Source organism: Methylomonas sp. HW2-6 (genome assembly GCF_052474525.1).
The window spans coordinates 3,803,086-3,822,684 of record NZ_CP184124.1 but is presented as its reverse complement, the minus strand read 5'-3'; the positions used below and the strand labels follow the sequence as shown (position 1 = coordinate 3,822,684).

At 56.4% G+C, this 19,599-nt stretch carries 16 protein-coding genes; all 16 read left to right on the top strand.

From position 1 onward, the window contains the following. The first annotated feature begins 7 nt into the window (after nucleotides 1–7). The gene (locus tag ACH518_RS18380; protein ID WP_140911351.1) at nucleotides 8–811 is read left to right on the top strand and encodes a class I SAM-dependent methyltransferase; all 804 of its coding nucleotides are present in this window, start codon (nucleotides 8–10) and stop codon (nucleotides 809–811) included. Continuing rightward, nucleotides 798–1,961, top strand: a complete 1,164-nt coding sequence (locus tag ACH518_RS18375; protein ID WP_445371127.1) for a glycosyltransferase family 4 protein — start codon at nucleotides 798–800, stop codon at nucleotides 1,959–1,961. Before ACH518_RS18380 ends, ACH518_RS18375 begins: the two co-directional genes overlap by 14 nt. Before the next feature lie 3 nt (nucleotides 1,962–1,964). After that, a complete protein-coding gene (gene asnB, locus ACH518_RS18370) occupies nucleotides 1,965–3,920 on the top strand; it encodes an asparagine synthase (glutamine-hydrolyzing) (RefSeq protein WP_445371126.1) in 1,956 nt (651 codons plus the stop codon). Then, the gene (locus tag ACH518_RS18365; RefSeq protein ID WP_445371125.1) at nucleotides 3,917–5,056 is read left to right on the top strand and encodes a glycosyltransferase family 4 protein; all 1,140 of its coding nucleotides are present in this window, start codon (nucleotides 3,917–3,919) and stop codon (nucleotides 5,054–5,056) included. The genes asnB and ACH518_RS18365 overlap by 4 nt, the downstream gene beginning before the upstream one ends. A gap of 118 nt (nucleotides 5,057–5,174) precedes the next feature. Then, the gene (gene trhP / locus ACH518_RS18360; RefSeq protein WP_445371124.1) at nucleotides 5,175–6,530 is read left to right on the top strand and encodes a prephenate-dependent tRNA uridine(34) hydroxylase TrhP; all 1,356 of its coding nucleotides are present in this window, start codon (nucleotides 5,175–5,177) and stop codon (nucleotides 6,528–6,530) included. A gap of 15 nt (nucleotides 6,531–6,545) precedes the next feature. Then, a complete protein-coding gene (gene rraA, locus ACH518_RS18355) occupies nucleotides 6,546–7,031 on the top strand; it encodes a ribonuclease E activity regulator RraA (RefSeq protein WP_445371123.1) in 486 nt (161 codons plus the stop codon). Between the two features lie 37 nt (nucleotides 7,032–7,068). Next, nucleotides 7,069–8,025, top strand: coding sequence for a 4-hydroxy-3-methylbut-2-enyl diphosphate reductase (gene ispH, locus ACH518_RS18350; RefSeq protein WP_140911345.1), 957 nt, complete (start codon nucleotides 7,069–7,071; stop codon nucleotides 8,023–8,025). Nucleotides 8,026–8,041: 16 nt separating this feature from the next. Continuing rightward, nucleotides 8,042–8,401 (top strand): rhodanese-like domain-containing protein, encoded by a 360-nt coding sequence (locus ACH518_RS18345; protein ID WP_140911344.1) that lies wholly within the window; start codon nucleotides 8,042–8,044, stop codon nucleotides 8,399–8,401. Next, complete coding sequence (locus tag ACH518_RS18340) at nucleotides 8,394–8,792, top strand: RNA-binding S4 domain-containing protein (protein WP_445371122.1); 399 nt, start codon at nucleotides 8,394–8,396, stop codon at nucleotides 8,790–8,792. Before ACH518_RS18345 ends, ACH518_RS18340 begins: the two co-directional genes overlap by 8 nt. A gap of 207 nt (nucleotides 8,793–8,999) precedes the next feature. After that, nucleotides 9,000–10,775 (top strand): hypothetical protein, encoded by a 1,776-nt coding sequence (locus ACH518_RS18335; protein WP_140911342.1) that lies wholly within the window; start codon nucleotides 9,000–9,002, stop codon nucleotides 10,773–10,775. After that, nucleotides 10,747–13,764: a DUF748 domain-containing protein gene (locus ACH518_RS18330; RefSeq protein WP_445371121.1), complete on the top strand. Its 3,018-nt coding sequence runs from the start codon at nucleotides 10,747–10,749 to the stop codon at nucleotides 13,762–13,764. Before ACH518_RS18335 ends, ACH518_RS18330 begins: the two co-directional genes overlap by 29 nt. 192 nt (nucleotides 13,765–13,956) lie before the next feature. Next, nucleotides 13,957–14,403 carry a hypothetical protein gene (locus ACH518_RS18325; protein ID WP_140911341.1) on the top strand — a complete coding sequence of 149 codons (447 nt, stop codon included), beginning with the start codon at nucleotides 13,957–13,959 and terminating at the stop codon, nucleotides 14,401–14,403. A gap of 60 nt (nucleotides 14,404–14,463) precedes the next feature. Next, entirely contained in the window at nucleotides 14,464–14,790 is a 327-nt protein-coding gene (locus tag ACH518_RS18320) for a hypothetical protein (protein WP_140911340.1), read from the top strand. A 91-nt stretch (nucleotides 14,791–14,881) separates the two neighbouring features. Beyond that, nucleotides 14,882–16,477, top strand: coding sequence for a hypothetical protein (locus ACH518_RS18315; RefSeq protein ID WP_445371120.1), 1,596 nt, complete (start codon nucleotides 14,882–14,884; stop codon nucleotides 16,475–16,477). A gap of 62 nt (nucleotides 16,478–16,539) precedes the next feature. After that, nucleotides 16,540–18,858, top strand: a complete 2,319-nt coding sequence (rnr, locus tag ACH518_RS18310; RefSeq protein WP_445371119.1) for a ribonuclease R — start codon at nucleotides 16,540–16,542, stop codon at nucleotides 18,856–18,858. Further along, the gene (rlmB, locus tag ACH518_RS18305) at nucleotides 18,855–19,598 is read left to right on the top strand and encodes a 23S rRNA (guanosine(2251)-2'-O)-methyltransferase RlmB (RefSeq protein ID WP_445371118.1); all 744 of its coding nucleotides are present in this window, start codon (nucleotides 18,855–18,857) and stop codon (nucleotides 19,596–19,598) included. The genes rnr and rlmB overlap by 4 nt, the downstream gene beginning before the upstream one ends. Nucleotide 19,599 lies beyond the last annotated feature (1 nt).

Below are 19,599 nucleotides of genomic sequence, written 5' to 3'. Positions count from 1 at the left end.
AACTGGCATGGGGCACGCGGCTGAGGTCGAGTCCGGAGAACGTTTTGAATTCGGCGAAAATTGGGCGCGTTTCTTGGCCGAGCTGTCGGATGAAAAAATCGCCGCGGCGGAGGCGTCGCTGAAACGGATGCTGGGCGTCGAGTCTTTGCAAGGCAAGACCTTTCTCGATGCGGGCTCCGGCAGCGGCTTGTTTTCGCTGGCGGCGGCGCGCCTGGGGGCAACGGTGCATTCCTTCGATTTCGATCCGAGTTCGGTTAAATGTACCGAACGGATCAAGCAGCTTAAATTCCCGGACTGCGAACGCTGGCGGATCGAGAGCGGATCGGTACTGGATCGAGCCTATGTCTCGGCATTAGGTGATTTCGATGTGGTCTATTCCTGGGGCGTGTTACACCATACCGGCGATATGGCTGCGGCATTTGCCAATATCTCCGCTTGCGTCAAACCGGGCGGTTTGCTGTTTATCGCGATCTACAACGACCAGGGCTGGATTAGCCGCTATTGGACCTGGGTCAAACGATTGTACAACCGCAGCAGGATTGCCAAACCGGTATTGATCGCATGCCATGCCCCTTACTTGCTGGGCCTGCGCTGGCTGGTGCGCGCTGCCAGCGGACGGCTGTCGATCGAGCGCGGCATGACGATCTGGTACGACATGATCGATTGGTTGGGCGGTTATCCGTTCGAAGTGGCCAAGCCGGAACAAGTCTTCGCTTATTTCCGCGATCGCGGTTTTACTTTGACCGAAATGACGACTTGCGGCGGCCGCATGGGCTGTAACGAATTTGTGTTCCGCCTTGCCAACCGCTAACGTCAATCGCATCGTCGTCGTCCACGTCATCACCGGTCTGAACGTCGGCGGTGCCGAGCGCATGCTGTGGAAATTGCTGGCCCATGTCGACCGGGAGCGGTTCGACATGCGGGTGGTGTGCCTGATTGGCGACGGGCCGGTTGCGGACGATATCCGCGCCTTGGGCATACCGGTATTGTGTTTGGGGGCTCGGTCGCCGGTGAGCGGCTTGAAAGCCGTCGGCCGTTTGCGCAAATATTTGCTCGCGGCACGGCCGGATATTGTGCAAGGCTGGATGTACCACGGTAATTTTGCGGCCTGGGCGGGCCGTTTGCTGATCGGCCGGCGGGTACCGTTGATCTGGGGTGTACGGCAGAGTCTTTACGACATCAATAAAGAAAAGCCGGGTACCGCGAAAATCATCCGCTTGTGCGCCTGGTTGTCCGGAGCGGCGACCAAAATCCTGTACAACTCGCAAACCGCCAGACAGCACCACGAAAACATAGGTTATGCGCCGGAGCGCGGCGATTGGCTGCCGAACGGTTTCGACACCGACGTATTCCGGCCGGAGCCGGCGGCGCGGACTGCATTACGGGAAGAGCTCGGCTTGCAGCCGCAAGCGGCGTTGGTCGGCATGGTCGCCCGCTACGATCCGATGAAAGGCCATGCCAATTTTCTAAAGGCCGCCCAACTGTTGGCCGAGCGGCGCAACGATGTGCATTTCGTGCTGGCTGGGCGTGGGGTCGACTCCCAAAACCGCGTGTTTGTCGACGCCGAACGCAGCTCCGCTTTACCAGGCCGTTTGCATCTTTTGGGCGAACGCCAGGATATTGCAAGCATCACTGCCGCGCTGGATATCGCCGTCACGCCTTCGGTTTCGGAAGGCTTTGCTAATGCGATCGGCGAAGCGATGAGTTGCGCGGTGCCGTGCGTGGTGACCGATGTCGGCGATTCCGCGGCGGTTTTGGGCGACGGCGGCCGAGTCGTTGTTGCCGAGGATTCGCAGACGTTGGCGGCCGCAATTGGCGAACTGCTCGATTTGGCGCCGGAACGGCGACAGGCGATTGGTATGCAGGCCCGGCAGCGGGTGCTGGAGCAGTTTTCGATTCAAGCGGTGGCACAGCGTTATCAAGATCTATACCGCAGTTTGGCTGCGGCCGAGGATGCTTAAGCGATGTGCGGCATAGCGGGTTTTTTCGGCATTGGCCTGTCCGACCCGGAAGCGGTGCTGCAAGCGATGGGCGATGCAATTCGCAGTCGCGGCCCCGACGATAGCGGGATTTTCCGAAGTGCCGAGGACGGGATCGGCTTGGTGCACCGCCGGCTGTCCATCGTCGACCTGTCGCCGGCTGGGCATCAACCGATGCTGTCGTCCTGTCGGCGCTATGTCATCGTTTTCAACGGCGAAATTTACAACCATCCGGCGTTGCGCGAACAACTCGAGCGCTCCGGGCAGGCGCCGATCTGGCGCGGGCATTCCGACACCGAAACCTTATTGGCGGCCATCGCCGCCTGGGGTTTGCGCAAAGCGCTGGAGTCGGCGGTGGGTATGTTTGCGCTGGCTTTATGGGATCGGGATAAGCGTGAGCTGTCGTTGGCGCGGGACCGCTTGGGCGAAAAGCCGCTGTATTACGGTCGGGTAGCCGCCGGTTTGGCTTTTGCTTCGGAACTGAAAGCCTTGCGGGCAATTCCGGGCTTCGTTGACGAAATTGATCGTCAAGCCCTTGCGTTATACATGCGGCATAACTACGTTCCCGGCCCGTTCAGTATTTATAGCGGGATCAATAAGTTGGTTCCGGGCAGTTTGTTGACCTTCGACCGCAGCCAGATTGCATCGGGCAAGTTGCCGGAGCCCGATGTGTTCTGGTCCGCCGCCGCTGCGGCTAGAGACGGCTTGGCCGAGCCGTTTACGTTTAATTCCGCAGACGACGCGGCCGACGCGCTGGAACAACAGTTGCGCGAGGCCTTGCGCGGCCAGATGGTGGCCGATGTGCCATTGGGTGCATTTTTGTCGGGCGGTGTCGATTCGTCGACGATCGTCGCGTTGATGCAGGCCGAGGCGCGGGCTGCAGGTGCACCGCCGGTCAAGACTTTTACCATCGGCTTTGGCGAGGATGCATTCGACGAGGCCCGCTACGCAAAGGCGGTGGCCCGGCATTTGGGTACCGAGCATAGCGAACTTTACGTCAGCTCCGATGACGCATTGGCCATCATTCCCGAGTTGCCGGCGATTTACGACGAACCGTTTGCCGATTCGTCGCAATTGCCGACGTGCCTGGTTTCGCGCATGGCCCGACAGCAGGTTACGGTGGCCTTGTCCGGCGACGGCGGCGACGAATTGTTCGGCGGCTACGGCCGCTACCGGATGGCGCAGCGGCTATGGGCCAAGCTGGCAGCGGTGCCTTTGCCGCTGCGGAATGTGCTAGCCAGCGTTTTACAAGGCGTACCGGTCAAAGGCTGGGACGCTCTGTACGCTGTTGTCCAGCCCTTGTTGCCGGCCGGCATGCGTAGCGGTTTCCCGGGGGACAAGATTCATAAAGGGGCTGGCTTGTTACATAGCGCCAATCCGGCCGAGTTGTACTTGAACCTGATCAGCCATTGGCAACCGGCCGATGTGGTGCTCGACAGCAACTCTGGAGATGCGTTGCTGAAAAGTTGGCCGGTTTTGCCGGAGTTGCTCGAACAAATGATGTTGTTCGATAGCTGCAGTTATTTGCCGGACGACATTCTGGTCAAGGTCGACCGGGCGGGAATGAATGTCGGCCTGGAAACCCGGGTGCCGCTGCTGGACCATCGTTTGTTCGAGTTCGCCTGGAAATTGCCGAGGCAGATGAAAGTCCGTGACGGCGAAGCCAAATGGCTATTGCGCCGGGTGTTGTACCGGCATGTACCGCGCGAATTGATCGAACGGCCGAAAATGGGTTTCGCGGTACCGCTCGAAGAGTGGCTGCGCGGGCCGTTGCGCGACTGGGCCGAGGCCTTGCTTGACCGCTCGCGGCTCAGCCGCGACGGTTATTTCGATCCGGAGCCGATCAGGCGCAAATGGGCCGAGCATTTGTCCGGTCGGCGGAATTGGCGATTTTTGTTGTGGGATGTTTTGATGTTCAATGCCTGGCTCGATCAGCAATGAGTAACAAACTATTGGTGGTTTGCAACGACCTGGATTTTTTTCTGCTGCACCGGCTGCCGGAAACCAGCGGGGCGCTGAAACAGGGTTACGAAGTCCACGTTGCGACCCCGCCCGGGACGCGGGTTGCGGAAATCCGCGATCTCGGTTTTATCTATCACGAGCTGGTGCTGACCCGGAGCGGCCAAAACCCGATGGCGGAGCTGGCAGCGCTCCGGGCGATGTATGGCTTGTTCAAGCGGGTGCAACCCGATCTGGTTTACCTGATGACGGTAAAGCCGATTTTGTACGGTGGCATCGCCGCGCGCTTGGCCGGGGTCAAGGCCGTGGTTGCCGCAGTATTCGGTATGGGCTATCTGTTTACCGATACCCGGCTTAAAACCCGGATCCTCCGAACTTTGGTTTCCCGGCTCTACCGCGTGGCGCTGGGGCACCGGCGTATTCGCGTGATCTTTCAGAATCAGACCGATCGCGATCTGATGGTCGGGCTAGGTGTCGTGTTGCCGCAGAACACCGTATTGGTGCGCGGTTCCGGGGTCGACTTGCAGCGCTTCGCCGTTATCCCGGAGCCGGAAGGCCGGCCGGTCGTGTTGATGGCGGCGCGCTTGCTGTACGATAAAGGCGTGAGGGAATACGTCGAGGCCGCCCGCTTGTTGTGTGAACAGGGTGTCGACGCGCGCTTTGTGCTGGTCGGCGATCGGGACGACGGCAATCCTTCCAGTTTAAGCCGTCAGGAAGTCGAAGCCTTGCGTGCCGATCCGAATATCGAATTTCTCGGCTTTCAAAAAAATATGCCGCAATTATTGGCCGCTGCCAATATCGTGGTATTGCCCTCCTACCGCGAGGGCTTGCCCAGAGTCTTGGAAGAGGCGGCCGCCTGCGGGCGGGCGGTCATTACTAGCGACGTTCCGGGTTGTCGGGATGCGATCGAAGCCGATGTCAGCGGTTTGTTGGTACCGGTGAGAGACGCCGTTGCGCTGGCAGATGCGATTCGGCGTCTATTGGCCGATGGCGGTTTGCGGCGGGAGATGGGGCGGCGGGGCCGGCAACTGGCCGAACGACGCTATGCCGTCGCAGCTATCGTCGACGCTCATCTGGCGATTTACCGCGAATTAATCTCTGAAGCTGCCGACGTCTGATTATTCGGTGCCGCTTTAAATCCCGCACTGAACGAGCGGACGACGGTGATTTTCGTAGTGGCCTGATTTTGCCCGAAATTTTGCTAAAATGGCCGCCATTTCCTTTTCTCGAGCTGACATGAAACACATCGAACTCCTTTCCCCGGCCGGTACCTTGCGCAATATGCGTTACGCGTTTGCATTCGGTGCCGATGCGGTTTATGCCGGACAACCGCGCTACAGTCTCAGGGTGCGTAATAACGATTTCCTATCCGAGAATCTGGCTAAAGGCATTGCCGAAGCCCATCAGTTGGGGAAAAAATTCTTTCTGGCGGCTAATGTGATTCCGCATAACGCCAAAGTCAAAACCTTTTTGAAGGACATGGCGCCGATCATCGCGATGCAGCCCGACGCGCTGATCATGGCCGATCCGGGTTTGATCATGATGACCCGCGAGCAATGGCCGGAGATGCCGATTCATCTGTCGGTGCAAGCCAATACCGTCAACTATGCCAGCGTTCGGTTCTGGAAAAGCATGGGCGTGGAACGGGTGATTTTGTCGCGCGAACTGTCGCTGGACGAGATCGCCGAGATTCGCCAGCAATGCCCGGATATGGAGTTGGAAGTGTTTGTGCACGGCGCGCTGTGCATCGCTTATTCCGGCCGTTGCTTGCTGTCGGGCTACTTCAATCATCGCGATCCGAACCAAGGCACTTGTACCAATTCCTGCCGCTGGAAATACGATACCAAACCGGCGGTGGAAAACGCCGAAGGCGATTATTTGTTGGCCGATAGCGCGGTTATTTCCATGAACGATTTGAACCAGGGGCTAAACACCGCCAGTTGCGGCGGCGCCGATCGGCATCCTCTCGCCGACAATATTTATTTCCTGGAAGAAGAAGGGCGGCCGGGAGAGCTGTTGCCGGTGATGGAAGACGAGAACGGCACCTACATCATGAATTCCAAGGATCTGCGCGCGATTGAGCACGTGCAGCGCTTGGTGGAAATCGGCATCGATAGTTTGAAAATCGAAGGCCGCACCAAATCGCATTTTTATGTGGCGCGCACCGCTCAGACTTACCGCCAGGCCATCGACGATGCTCTAGCCGGACGGCCGTTCCAACCGGAGTTGCTCGGTATTCTGGATAATCTGGCCAACCGCGGCTACACCGACGGCTTTTACCAGCGCCACCACACCCACGAACACCAAAATTATCTGTCCGGCTATTCGAAGAGCCACCAACAACAGTTTTGCGGCGAAATTACCGGTTTCGATGCCGCGACCGGCATGGCCGATGTCAGCGTCAAAAACAAGTTTGCGCTGGGCGACAAATTGGAACTGATTCTGCCGAGCGGCAACCGGGATATCGTCGTGGAACACATGGTCGATAAATACGGCCAGCCGATGCAGGAAGCGGCCGGTGGCGGCTACGAAGTGAAGATTCCGTTGCCGACCGCTGAGTGCGATTACGGTTTGTTGGCCCGTTATTACTGATTCGCGGAGGCGAGTATGAGCTTCGATACGGCGGATTTATGCGACCGTTTTGCCCAAACCGACAGTTTTCAGGTGGCAGAACCAGTGCTGCGCCATTTCGGCGGTAACCGCCGGTTCTGCGGTCAAATCACGACGCTAAAAGTGTTCGAGGACAATTCGCTGGTCCGCGCCGTGTTGGCGGAAAAAGTCGACGGCCGCGTATTGGTGGTCGACGGTGGCGGTTCCAAGCGTTGCGCGTTGATCGGCGATACCCTGGCCGGCTTGGCGCTGGAGAACGGTTGGCAGGGCATCGTGGTCTACGGCAGTATCCGCGGCTCCGAACTGATCCGGCAGATGCCGATCGGCGTGATGGCGTTGAACACGAATCCGTTACGCAGCAACAAGCACGGCCACGGCGACCGCGACGTGATGATCACGTTTGCCGGCGTCAATTTCAAAAAAGACCACTATTTATATGCCGATGGCGACGGAATTATCGTCTCGGATGCGAAATTGGATTAGAATTCTTCCGTCTTAACCCAGTAAAACACTCAAGAATATGCAAATAGTACTCGCTAACCCCCGTGGATTCTGTGCCGGCGTCGATCGGGCCATTGAAATCGTCGATCAAGCGATCGATACGTTTGGTGCGCCGATTTACGTACGACACGAAGTGGTGCACAACCGCACCGTAGTCGATGGCTTAAAGGAAAAGGGTGCCGTTTTTATAGAAGAACTCAGTGACGTGCCGGTCGGCTCTTATCTGATATTCAGTGCGCATGGCGTGTCCAAGGCGGTGCAGCAAGAAGCGGAGGAGCGCCAGTTGACGGTGTTCGATGCGACTTGTCCGCTGGTGACCAAGGTGCATATGCAGGTGGCCAAACATGCCAAGCAAGACCGGGAAGTGATTTTGATCGGCCACGCCGGTCATCCCGAAGTTGAGGGTACCATGGGCCAGTACGATAAATGCACCGAGCACGGCGATATTTATCTGGTCGAAACGCCGGAAGACGTCAAAAACCTGAAGGTCAACAATCCGGACAATCTGGCTTACGTGACGCAAACCACACTGTCGATGACGGATACTAAAGTCATGGTCGACGCGTTGCGCGAACACTTTCCGTCGATCAAGGAACAAAAGAAAGACGACATTTGCTACGCCACCCAAAACCGCCAAGATGCCGTACACGACTTGGCGAAAATCTCCGATCTGATTCTGGTGGTCGGTTCGCCTAACAGTTCCAATTCCAATCGTTTGCGGGAGATTGCCGAACAACTGGGCAAACCGGCCTACCTGATCGACACCTATAAGGATTTGAAACAAGAATGGTTGGACGGTATCGAAGTGGTCGGCGTCACCGCCGGTGCCTCGGCCCCGGAAGTGCTGGTGCAGGAAGTGATCAACCAATTGAAGGAGTGGGGCGGTGAAGACACTGCCGTGCGTGAGAACAAAGGTATCGAAGAAAAAGTGGTGTTTTCGATTCCGAAAGAATTGAAAAAAGCCATGGAAGCCTGATTTTTAGGAGTCGTTTATGTCGATCACAGCTCAGGAATTGGTTGCTGCCGCCAAGCAGCAGATCACCGAAATCGACGTCGCCGCCGCCAACGCCCGATTGTCCGGCGCTTTGCTGCTTGATGTGCGGGAGCCGGCCGAATTTGCCGCCGGCCATTTGCCGGGAGCGGTCAACATTCCGCGTGGCGTCTTGGAGTTTCAAATCGGCGGGCACCCGGCGTTTCAGGGTAAGCAGGATGCCGGTATCGTGGTCTACTGCCAGAGCGGCGGTCGCTCCGCGTTGGCAACCCAGGTCCTGAACCAGTTGGGATATTCCGGCGCGGTTAGCATGGCCGGCGGCTTCAAGGCTTGGGCGGAGAGTGGACTCAAGGTTGAATGAGTTAAGCCAGATCCGGATCGACAAATGGCTGTGGGCCGCGCGCTTTTTCAAAACCCGCGGTCTGGCGGCCGATGCCGTCAACGGCGGTAAAGTTCATGTCAACGGCCAACGTTGTAAGCCGGGTAAAGACATCAAAATCGGCGATCTGGTCACGGTGACCAAAGACCAGTACACCTGGGAACTGCGGGTAACCGATCTAAATCAGCAGCGGCGTCCGGCTCAGGAAGCCGCCCGGCTTTACCACGAAGACGAGACCAGCTCGGAAAGACGCCATCAGCAAATCGAATTGCGCAAGCAGCAACAAGCGTTACAACATCCATCCGAACGCGAACACAAACCTAACAAGAAACAACGCCGGCAAATCCACCGTTTCAAGCAGGACTCGTTGTAAAGTCTTACGGCGAGCGGATAAAACGGTAGCCACTTCGCAAGCTTCAATTTATTATTCCGTGCTGAATGTAGTGAATTGAGCTTGGCGATTTTGTAATACACTCGCAGTTCGATTCCGTTAAGCAAAGCCTAAGCCGCCCCCGCTAGCTTGAAAACAGCGGCGGCAACAGCGGCCGTCGAACCTTGCCAAATTTGTTTAGGACCATTAATGCCGATCAGCCGATTATTTTCCCTACCCGTCACGCTAATTGCCGGTAGCCTGATCGCCGGTTGCGCCACGACCCGGCAGATCGCGGTGGATTATCCCAAAACCGAAACCTTACCGATCAAACCCTTACGCGGTCATGCGACGGTCGGCGGCGACGATTATTACGTGCAATTGGTGTCGGATTTCGAGTTCAAAGGCGACAGCGCGCTGAAAGGCGGTTGTAACGAAATGGGCGGTCATTACGAGAACGGCGATTTGTCGGCGGCTTTGGTATTCAGCGTCCATAACGAGACTTTGAAACTGAAACGCGAGGTGAGCGGTTTTCTTTATCAAGCGACTACCGGCAAATGCAACTTCAAGTTGGAGACCAAAAAAGCCAACCTGACGCCGTGGTTGAGGCTGGATACCGGCAAAGATACGCTGGTTGATTACAACTTTTTAACCAGCAACAGCCACGAAGCCAACCTGTCGCAATTGGTCAGCGACGTCAACGCCGCCAGCGGTTTGTTCGCGTTGACCGGGGTAGGTGCCGGCATGGCGGTGATGGGAAAGTTGGCTGGTAACTGGGTCGAGACCAGCCCGCAGGTGGTAGCGAAGACACCGGCCGCTAGCGGTAAGTACAGTTCCGAAACCCACTCCTTGCCTGCCAGCGTGGTGTTGGCCGGCGATAGCGGTAATTTCAACCAGAGCCGGTTGGCGGTCTATGAAGTGGTTGAAGGCGGCTGGAAAGCCTGGAGTTCGGAAACCAGGCTGCTCGGCGAATTGAGGATTTACCCGGAAGTCGCCACCTCGCTGTTATTAAAAACCGGCGGCGACGCCATTCCGGACGCGCATGATTTATCGCTGGAGGAGTTGTGGCGGGCGCCGGTACAAACCGCTAACGGCGAGATCAGCCTGCAACAATTGATTAACCAAGTCGACCCGGCCGCCAAGCCCAATTTGCAACCGGATTGGCGTAACTATGACGACGTGGAAAGCCAATGCCGGCGGCTGAAATTGGTGATGAAGGATTTGGGCTTCAATAAGTTCGACCGCGATGCCGTGTTGTACTACTTCCTGGCCAAATCCACCGATTGGAAAAACTTCAATATCTCGGCGCAGAAGGCCATGACCGACGAAATTCGGCCCAAACTGCTGGAGCAGTACCGGACCAAGGATTTTTCCGCCTGTCTGGCGGCCGAGGACTATACGGCCATGAAAAACATGCGGCTGCCGGTCAACACGCTACAGGACTGGGATAATCTGACCAGTTCCAGGCAGAAGAAAGAGGGTGTGATCAGTCCGATTCAATCGGCGGCGCGCCAATTTTTGTCGGCATTGCAAAATCCGAATCAGGATGAAGCGGCCCGGCAGCTGTATCCGTTGTTGAATACCGAAAAATCCGGTAACGGTTCGGTATTGCTACAGAATCATTTGAGCAACTTTGGCTTGGAAGCCTTGTTGCAACTGCCGAATATTGCCGATGACGGTGTGGTGATCAATGCGGCGCAGTTGGCCAGCGTGTTTGGCGCGCTCAACGTCGAGAGTTTCAGTTGCGCGCGGCCGGCTCAGGAACAAGGCCAGCCGCTGGCGAATATCGGCATCATGTTGTTCGCGACCAAACCTGGCAGTCCGCGCGAGAAAGGCGGTGCGCTGGAATTCGAATTGGTGCAAGGCAAAATCAGCCGTTTGGCGTTTCAACACCCGTCGTTTCGCGATTTCGAACAAAATTTGGCGGACTATCCCGATTTGGGCGGTTGCCGGATAGATGCCGAATTCATCAACCGATTGCACTGATCTGAAGCCGATGCCGATCGCGATCAACCGGAGAAAAGCCTTGATTGCCGCCGCGGCAGTCTCCGCCGGCGTGGCAAGCTATGCGTTGGCCGGGTTTTACCTGCTGCCGAAAATTGCCTTGAGCAAGCTGCCGGAAATCATCAAGCAACAAACCGGGCAAACGCCGCAGTTGAAACAGATCAGTCTGAACCCGTTCAGCTTGGTGATCGAGCTGCGGGATTTCTCGTTGCCGGCCGGGGATGGACAACTGCTGGCCGGTTTCGAAAGCCTGCGCATCGATCTGGCGTTTTGGCGTTCGGTCGGAATGGGTGGTGCCGTGGTCGACAGCATCGAGTTGACCAAACCGCAATTCAATATTAGTCGCCGGGCCGACGGCAGCTTTAATTTTGCCGATCTGCAGCCGCAGCAAACCGAAGCTGAAGATACGCCGGAGCCGGACGCCGCGGCCAGCCCGTTCAAACTGGCGATTCATCGTTTGGCAATCGCCGAAGGCAAAGTCGCCTGGTCGGATGCCTCTTCCGGTCAAACTTTGGCGGAAACTTTATTGCCGGTTAATTTGACCCTACAGGAAATCAGTACTCTGGCTGATCAAACCGGTAACGGCAAGTTGACTTTGGGCCTCGAGTCAGGCGGTAGCATCGAGTGGAACGGCGATTTAAGTCTGCAGCCGTTAGCCTCGAAGGGACGAGTAACGCTCGACGGTATCCGGTTGGACAAAATTTGGCAGTTGTTTTTGCAGGAGTTGCCGGTGCGGATCGAGGCCGGTCAGGCTGGTCTGCAAATCGAATATCAAGTAACGGTTGGCGATACCGGTGCCGTCACGGTGCTGAACAACGGCACGCTGGCCTTACGAGAGTTGGCGGTCGTGGAAAAAGCCACCGGGAAGCCTTTGATCGATTTGCCTGAATTAGCTGTCAGCGGCATCGGCGCCGATTTAGGCAGTCAAGCCGTCACTATTACCTCGGTTGTCAGCAACAATGCGGCGATAAAGGCTTGGCTGCAAGCTGACGGAGTGGTCAATTATCAGGCCTTGTTCGCCGACGACGCTGGCGACTCGGCAGCCGGCGCCACTCAAACAAGCGGTAGCTCCGCTCCGATTGCCGATGCCGGCAAACCCTGGTCGATTCGGTTGGGCCAGTTGGCGTTGCACGACTACCAAATCCATTTTACGGATTTTAGCCAAGCCAAACCGTTCGAATTCAAACTGACCGAGTTGAATTGCACATTACAGAATTTCAGTTCCGATCTGGCCGGCAAACTACCGTTGCAGTTCGATACCCGTTTGAATCAAGCCGGTAGCTTGGCGCTGAAAGGCGATATGACGCTGGAACCCTTCGTCGCCGATTGGGATTTGCATCTCAAGGACCTGCAGTTAAAACCCTTCCAACCCTACTTGGAACCGTTCATAAAGCTGGAAGTGGTGGACGGCGACGTCAATGCGGCCGGCAAACTGCATCTGGCTGCCGCCGAGCCGTTTCAACTCAAATTCACTGGCGATGCCGACATCGACAATCTTTTGACTCGCGACCAACTGAAAAACAAGGATTTCGTGAAGTGGTCGAATCTGGCGCTGAACGGCATCGATATCGATTTGGCCGCGCAAGACTACAAGCTGGCGAACGTGGTATTGGAACGTCCTTATGTGCGGTTCAATATCAAAAAGGACGGTAGTACCAATATCGACGATATCCTGGTCGAACAAGCAGCCGAACCGGTACCGACGACAAAGCCGGTTCAAGCTCGCGGCAAGTCCGAAGCCGCGACAGCCCAGGCGGATGAGCCCCGTCTGAGCATAGGCAAGATCGAGATGCGTAACGGCAACTCGAATTTCGCCGACTATTCGTTGATATTGCCGTTCGTAGCTGAAATGAACGGTTTGAACGGCGAAGTGAGCGGTTTTTCTTCTGCCAAGGATGCCGTCGCGACGATGGCTTTGAAAGGCAAGGTTTACGATATGGCCTTGGTGGGCATCAAGGGCAAGTACCAGTTCCAGAGCGGCGACTCCGATATTGCCTTGAATTTTACCCATATGCCGTTACCGTTGATCACTCCTTATATGGCGGAATTTGCCGGTTACCGGATAGAGAAGGGCCAGATGGCTCTGGATTTGCACTACAAAATAAAGAGCGGCCAGCTTGAAGTGCAAAACAAACTGTTAATCGATCAATTGACTTTGGGTGATAAAGTCGAAAATCCGAATGCAGTGTCCGTGCCGTTGCATTTGGCAATTGCCTTGTTGAAAGACGCCGACGGCAAAATCAATCTGGATTTTCCGATTTCCGGCAGCCTGGAGGATCCGCAATTTAGCGTCGGCGCCCTCGTGCGCGATGTGTTGGTCAACTTGGTCGCCAAGGTGGCAATGTCTCCGTTCAAGGCCATTGCGTCGCTATTGGGGGACGACAAGGACTTCAGTGTGGTGCAATTTAATCCGGGTAGTGCCGAATTGGCTAAGGATGAGACGGCCAAGCTGGGCGAATTAAGCAAGGCCTTGTTGACCAAACCGGAACTGACCTTGGAAATCAAAGGCATTGCCTATCAGAATCAGGATTGGCCGGCGATGCGGTTCGAGGCCTTACAGGATGTACTGAAAAAAATGAAATCCGGCGAACTGCGCGATCAGGGCCAGAAGATTCGTCACGAATATATTCAGCTTGCCGATGACGATTACAAGCGCTTGTTGGCCAAGTTTTTCGCGGAAGTGTTTCCGGAAGATTTCGAACGCAGTCTGCTCGGTACGCCCCGTATTAAAAGCAAACCCGACGCGGATTTTTACGCTTCGGCGCGCGAGCGGCTGGAAAGCATTTTTCAACCCGATCCGCTAAAACTCAACGATTTGGCGGTAGCCAGGGCTAACCATATCGCCCAATATGTCGCCGATCAGCCGGGCGGAATCAGTCGGGACAGAGTCTACATCCTGGCGACCGAGCTGAACCAGGCAGACGCAGCCGACGGCATCAAGTCGGTGTTAACATTGAGTGCAGGGCCTTAGGGTCTGCCAGGCTGCGACTCGCTCAGCCCGAAAACCCGTGATAAATAAGATTGGGCTAATGGGCGGTGCGTGCGGTTCGCGATACTGCCGGCACCCAACTTTACAGCGTTGCGGTGTAAGATAGGCCTAATGCTCAGGCTGAGCCGGGCCGCGGCGAAATTCGTTTAGTGTTACTAACCCATTGGAGTAGCTATGAAAAATAAGCTTGTTCGTTCGATGTTGACGCTGGCCTTGACTGCGGCCGGTGCGTTTTCGTCGGCCCCGGCGCTCGCCGAAGCGTTTACTTCGTGCACGATGACCTACAAAATGAGCGGCTGGTCTTTGGTTTACAAGCAATACGACGGTATCGGCAATATCAGTTGCAGCAACGGTCAGCGCGCCCAGGTAGCCTTGGCGTCGAAAAGCATCGGCTTTACCATCGGCAAGTCCGAGATCGAAGGTACCGGGGTGTTTTCCGATGTGAAGAATTTAAACGAGATTTACGGTAATTTCGTCGCCTTGGAAGGCCATGCCGGCGCGACCAAATCGGTTGACGGCCAAGTGTTGACCCGCGGCGAAATATCCTTGGCACTGTCGGGTAAAGGGCGAGGGATAGACATCGGCGTAACCTTGGGTGCCCTGACCATTTCGCCGCGTTGATGCAAGCGCGCATCTTGGGGTTCGGTGTTCGTCGTTAGGCAGCCACAGGGAGCTAAGCGCATGCCTTTCGTACAACGCGGCGCCGACGGCGCTATTGTCACAGTAAGCGACAACGGTAACGGAGAATGGTTGGCGGCAGACCACCCAGAGTGGTTGGCCTACGCCAAAGCCCGCTACGAGCAGGATGCCCGTCAGGCGTTGTCCGACACTGATAGCGAGATGGTGCGGGTGATAGACGATTTGGTCGATTTGCTGGTGGCCAAGCAGGTATTGATCTTTACCGAGTTGCCCGAGCGGGTGCAATCCAAATTGCTGGCCAGAAAACAGCTCAGAAACGATATCAACGCATTGCAAAGTCCGATGGTCGATGACGAGGCGCTTTTCTAGAAAATGGGGGCTATAGTTGTTCGCGTCACCCGGCAGCGTTGGCCGCGGCGTTACGAAAGCGCGCTAAGCGCGTACATTATTTGAGCTGTTTGTGAAAAACTCGTTCTTTTTAGTCATTCCCGAGCAAAGAAACGATCCCCAGCTGTTGGCTTCGTTCAGCGACGACGCGCTCAAACAATGGATTACCGAGCTTCCCACGGCGAATCCAGGGCTGGCTGCGCGCTTGTTCTACGAATTGTTGGGCGAGTTGATATCGGTAGACATGCCGGCCGCCAAACGGCTACACGCGCTGGAAATGCTGAGGGACAGTTTTTTTCTGATCGACGACTACCTGCGTTCCCGCCTGACCCGGTCGGGTTTTCCCAAGGGCGATAGCGAAAAAAAAATTTTCGCCTTGACCTGTAGCATCGAACGCCAGTTTACGATCGGTTACTGGAGCGTGGCGCGCGAGCTGACGCGGCGCGAGATTGGCTGGATGCAGGCCAAGCCGACCGTGTTGTCGATTCAGCGTACGATCAAGGGCTTGAGCCGTATCATCATTACCCATTACATGATGAGTTATCCGATTCCGGATTGGATCTGGATCGACCTGCATTCCTTGTACAAGCTGGCCGTGAAGTTGGATAAAGCCGATGTCAAAGCGGCCGAACAGGGCGGCATTTTCAGTAAGCAGTCGTCGATCGAGGACAGTTACAAACAAATTTTATTGCTCAGCCTGGCCTATCCGTCGGGTTTGATGCAGAAAGAATTCCAGCTGGTTTACGAGTTCATCGAAAAAATCGCCGATCTGCTGGAGATCGAGACTAAACCGGTCGCCGGCCAAGCCGTGCAATGTTCGATTCTGATGGACGAGGATTTGCCGCCGGCCTTTCTGGCCAGCAGCGGGCAAAGCGACCGCCGCTCGGATTCGGCGATGCTGTATCTGAATCTGAGCAAGCTGGCCAAGGTTTTCAAGCATCCCGACAAATTTTCCAGTAAGGACGAAGCCCGCTTCAGCTCGCTGGAAATGGAAAAAAGCCAGCAGCAACGTCTGCCGGCCGAGTTGTTCGATTATTTACTGCAGCGCTGGCAGGGCAAGGAGCCACAGGGTTCGGTTTATTTCAGCGACCGGCTCGACCGCTACGTCGCGATCGGCCTGGAGGCCACGTTCGACTTGCTCGACACCTCGCGCGCCGGTGCCGGTTCCGGTTTGGAAAAACGCGCCGAGACCGACTCGGAGCGCGCGTTGTCCTGCAATTTCGACCAGGAAGGCGTGTTGTCGATCGGCAGTTTGGTCAGCTTCAGAAAGATCGACGCCTTGCCTCAGCAACGAGCGTTGGGCGTGGTCTGCAAAATACTGGTGCCCAAACAGGACAGCAAGCTGATTTTCGAGTTGATGGTGATCGCCGCCCAGACCTACGCGGTGACCTATCAGGCACTGGATGCAGCACCCGGCGACGAGCGCAAAAAGGCCTTGATTTACGGCGCGAAAGACCACGAAGGCGAGAAGAGTTATATCATTATGGATTCTTTTCGATTGAAAGACGGCGACCTGCTCAGGATGTATATGGGGAACGAGAACTTTCCGATCATCCTCAACGGCCGGCGCAATATCGGCCTGGGGTATTGGCAATTCGAGTGCCGGCGGATTCTGGACGAATCCACCATACCGCAACAACCCAAGAAGAAAGGCTATGACTTTATATAACCCATGTCACAAGCGCCCGATACATCGTATTGCGGGAGCGTGGCTGCCAAGCGACGGACTCAATGACCACCAATAGCGATCAACCCGCTGATTTTTCGACTTTCGTCGATCCGCACGCCGAACGCGAAGCGGAAAAATACGAGAACCCCATCCCCAGCCGCGAGCTGATCCTGGAGCTGATCCAGCAAGCCGGCAAACCGTTAAGACGCCAACAAATCGCCCAGCAATTCGGGCTGGAATCGGCCGATGCCCAGGAAGCGCTGCGGCGTCGGCTCAGAGCCATGGAACGCGACGGTCAATTGAGCTTTAACAGCCGGCAAAAGTATTGCATCGGTTCCGGCCACAACACCATCGCCGGACGAGTCCTTGGTCATCCGGAAGGCTTCGGTTTCCTGAAGCCGGACGACGGCAGCGAAGACTTGTTCCTGTCGCCGCGGGAAATGAAACCGCTGATGCCGAATGACCGGGTAATCGCCCGCGTCAGCGGCGTCGACCGTCGCGGCCGGCGCGAGGCTACCGTGATCGAGGTTACCGAACGTAACACCCATCAGATCGTCGGCCGCTTTTTCACCGAGGGCCGCGTTGCCTACGTGGTGCCGGACAATAAGAAGGTCAACCACGAAGTGTTGATCGCCAAGGAGGATACCGGCGGCGCCAAGAACGGCCAGATCGTCGTCGCCGAAATCCTGCAGCAACCCAGCGCCCACTGCCAGCCGATTGGTCGCATCAGCGAAGTGCTGGGTCTGCACATGGCGCCGGGCATGGAAATCGAAATGGCGATTCGTTCCTACGATTTGCCGAACCAATGGCCGGATGCGCTGCTCAAGGAAATCAAGCCGTTGACGCCGGAAGTGCCGGAACAGGCCAAACAGGGTCGGGAAGACATCCGCCAGTTGCCGTTGGTGACGATAGACGGCGAGGATGCTCGCGATTTCGACGATGCGGTTTACGCCCAAAAAACGCCGAAAGGCTGGAAATTGCTGGTGGCGATCGCCGATGTGTCGCATTACGTCAAAGTCGGCACCGCGTTGGACGATGAAGCGAAGAACCGCAGCACTTCGGTGTATTTTCCGGAAAAAGTGATTCCGATGCTGCCGGAAATCCTGTCCAACGGCCTGTGTTCGTTGAACCCGGCCGTGGACCGCTTGTGCATGGTCTGCGAGTTGTTGATCAGCAGCGAAGGCCTGGTGTTGCGCTCGCGCTTCTTCGAAGCGGTGATGCGCTCCCACGCTCGCTTGACTTACAGTGCTGTGGCCAAGATGTTGGTGGACGGCGATCAAAAGCTGATTAAAAAGCATCAAGAACTGATGCCGCATCTGCAGACTTTATACGATTTGTACAAAGTCATGCGCCAGCAGCGCGAACTGCGCGGAGCGATGGATTTCGATACCCAGGAAACCAAAATCGTATTCGGGCCGGAGCGCAAGATCGCCGAGATTGTGCCGCTAGTGCGCAACGATGCGCATAAATTGATCGAAGAATTCATGATCACCGCCAACACCGCGGCGGCGCGCTTCCTGAATCGCAAGAAAATGCCGCGCCTGCTGCGGGTCCACGACGGTCCCGGCGCGGAAAAACTGCTGGCGTTGAAGACCTTTCTGAATGAGTTGGGCTTGCATCTGGGCGGCAAGGCCGAACCGACGCCGTTGGATTATATGCATTTGCTGGAATCGGTACAGCAGCGCCCGGACGCCCACTTGATTCAGACCTTGTTGCTGCGCTCGATGTCGCAGGCGGTCTACAGCCCGGAGACCAAAGGCCATTTCGGCTTGGCGCTGGACGCTTACGCCCACTTTACCTCGCCGATCCGGCGCTATCCCGATCTGTTGGTGCATCGGGCGATCCGGCACTGTCTGGCCGGCCATAAACCGGACACCTTCCAGTACAGCCATGACGACATGGTGCTGCTGGGCGAGCATTGTTCGGCCAACGAACGGCGGGCCGACGAGGCCACTCGCGACGTGGTCAGTTGGTTGAAGTGCGAATACATGATGGACAAGATCGGCGAGGAGTTTGCCGGCGTAATTTCCGCCGTGACCGGCTTCGGCTTTTTCGTCGAATTGCAGGCTATCTATGTCGAGGGCTTGGTGCATATCGCCTCGTTGCAGGACGATTATTTCAATTTCGATGCCAGCAAGCACCAGCTGTACGGCGAACGCAGCGGTATTCGCTACCGCTTGGGCGACAGCGTACGAATTCGGGTGGTGCGGGTCAGTCTGGACGACAAGAAAATCGACTTCGAGTTGGTGCAGGCCGGCAAAAAAAACAAGGCCAAGGCTGCGCCTGCCAAGGACAATGGCAAGAAAAAGGCTAAGAAATCCAAAGCCGAGCCGGCAAAGACCAGTGCCAAATCTAAATCTAGGAAGCGCCGCCGCTCATGAATTTGACTCATCTGTTCGGCATTCACGCGGCGCAAGCCGCATTGGAATATTCGCCGCAAAAAATCCGCCGCGCCTGGGTCGATAGCCAGCGGCAGGACTCCCGCATGAAACCGCTGCTCGACGAGCTGGCCGCACTTGGTGTCGGTCTGGAAAAAACCGAGCGCAAGAAGTTGGATAAACTGGCCGACGGCAAGAACCACCAGGGTATCGTCGTCGCCGTCGAATTGCCGGCCATGCACAGCGAGGACCGGTTGAAGAGCGATGTCGAGGCGTTAACCGAGCCGGCGTTTTACCTGATTTTGGACCAAGTCCAGGATCCGCATAATCTCGGTGCCTGCCTGCGCACGGCCGACGCGGTCGGTGCCCATGGTGTGATCGTTACCAAGGACAATGCGGCCGGCATTACCCCGACCGTGTGCAAGGTCGCCAGCGGCGCTGCCGAAACCGTGCCGGTGTACCAAGTCACCAATCTGGCGCGGACTTTGCGCTGGTTGAAGGAACAAAATATCTGGATCATGGGCGCGGCCGGCGAAGCCGAGCAGACCGTCTACGACATGAAACTGGATATGGCACTGGCTTTGGTGATGGGCGCTGAGGGCAGCGGTATGCGTCATCTGACTCGGCAGCACTGTGACTTTTTGGTCAAGATTCCGATGCTGGGCCAAGTGGAAAGCCTGAATGTTTCGGTCGCAGCCGGGGTGTTGATGTACGAAATCTTTCGACAAAAACATCTGGTCTAAC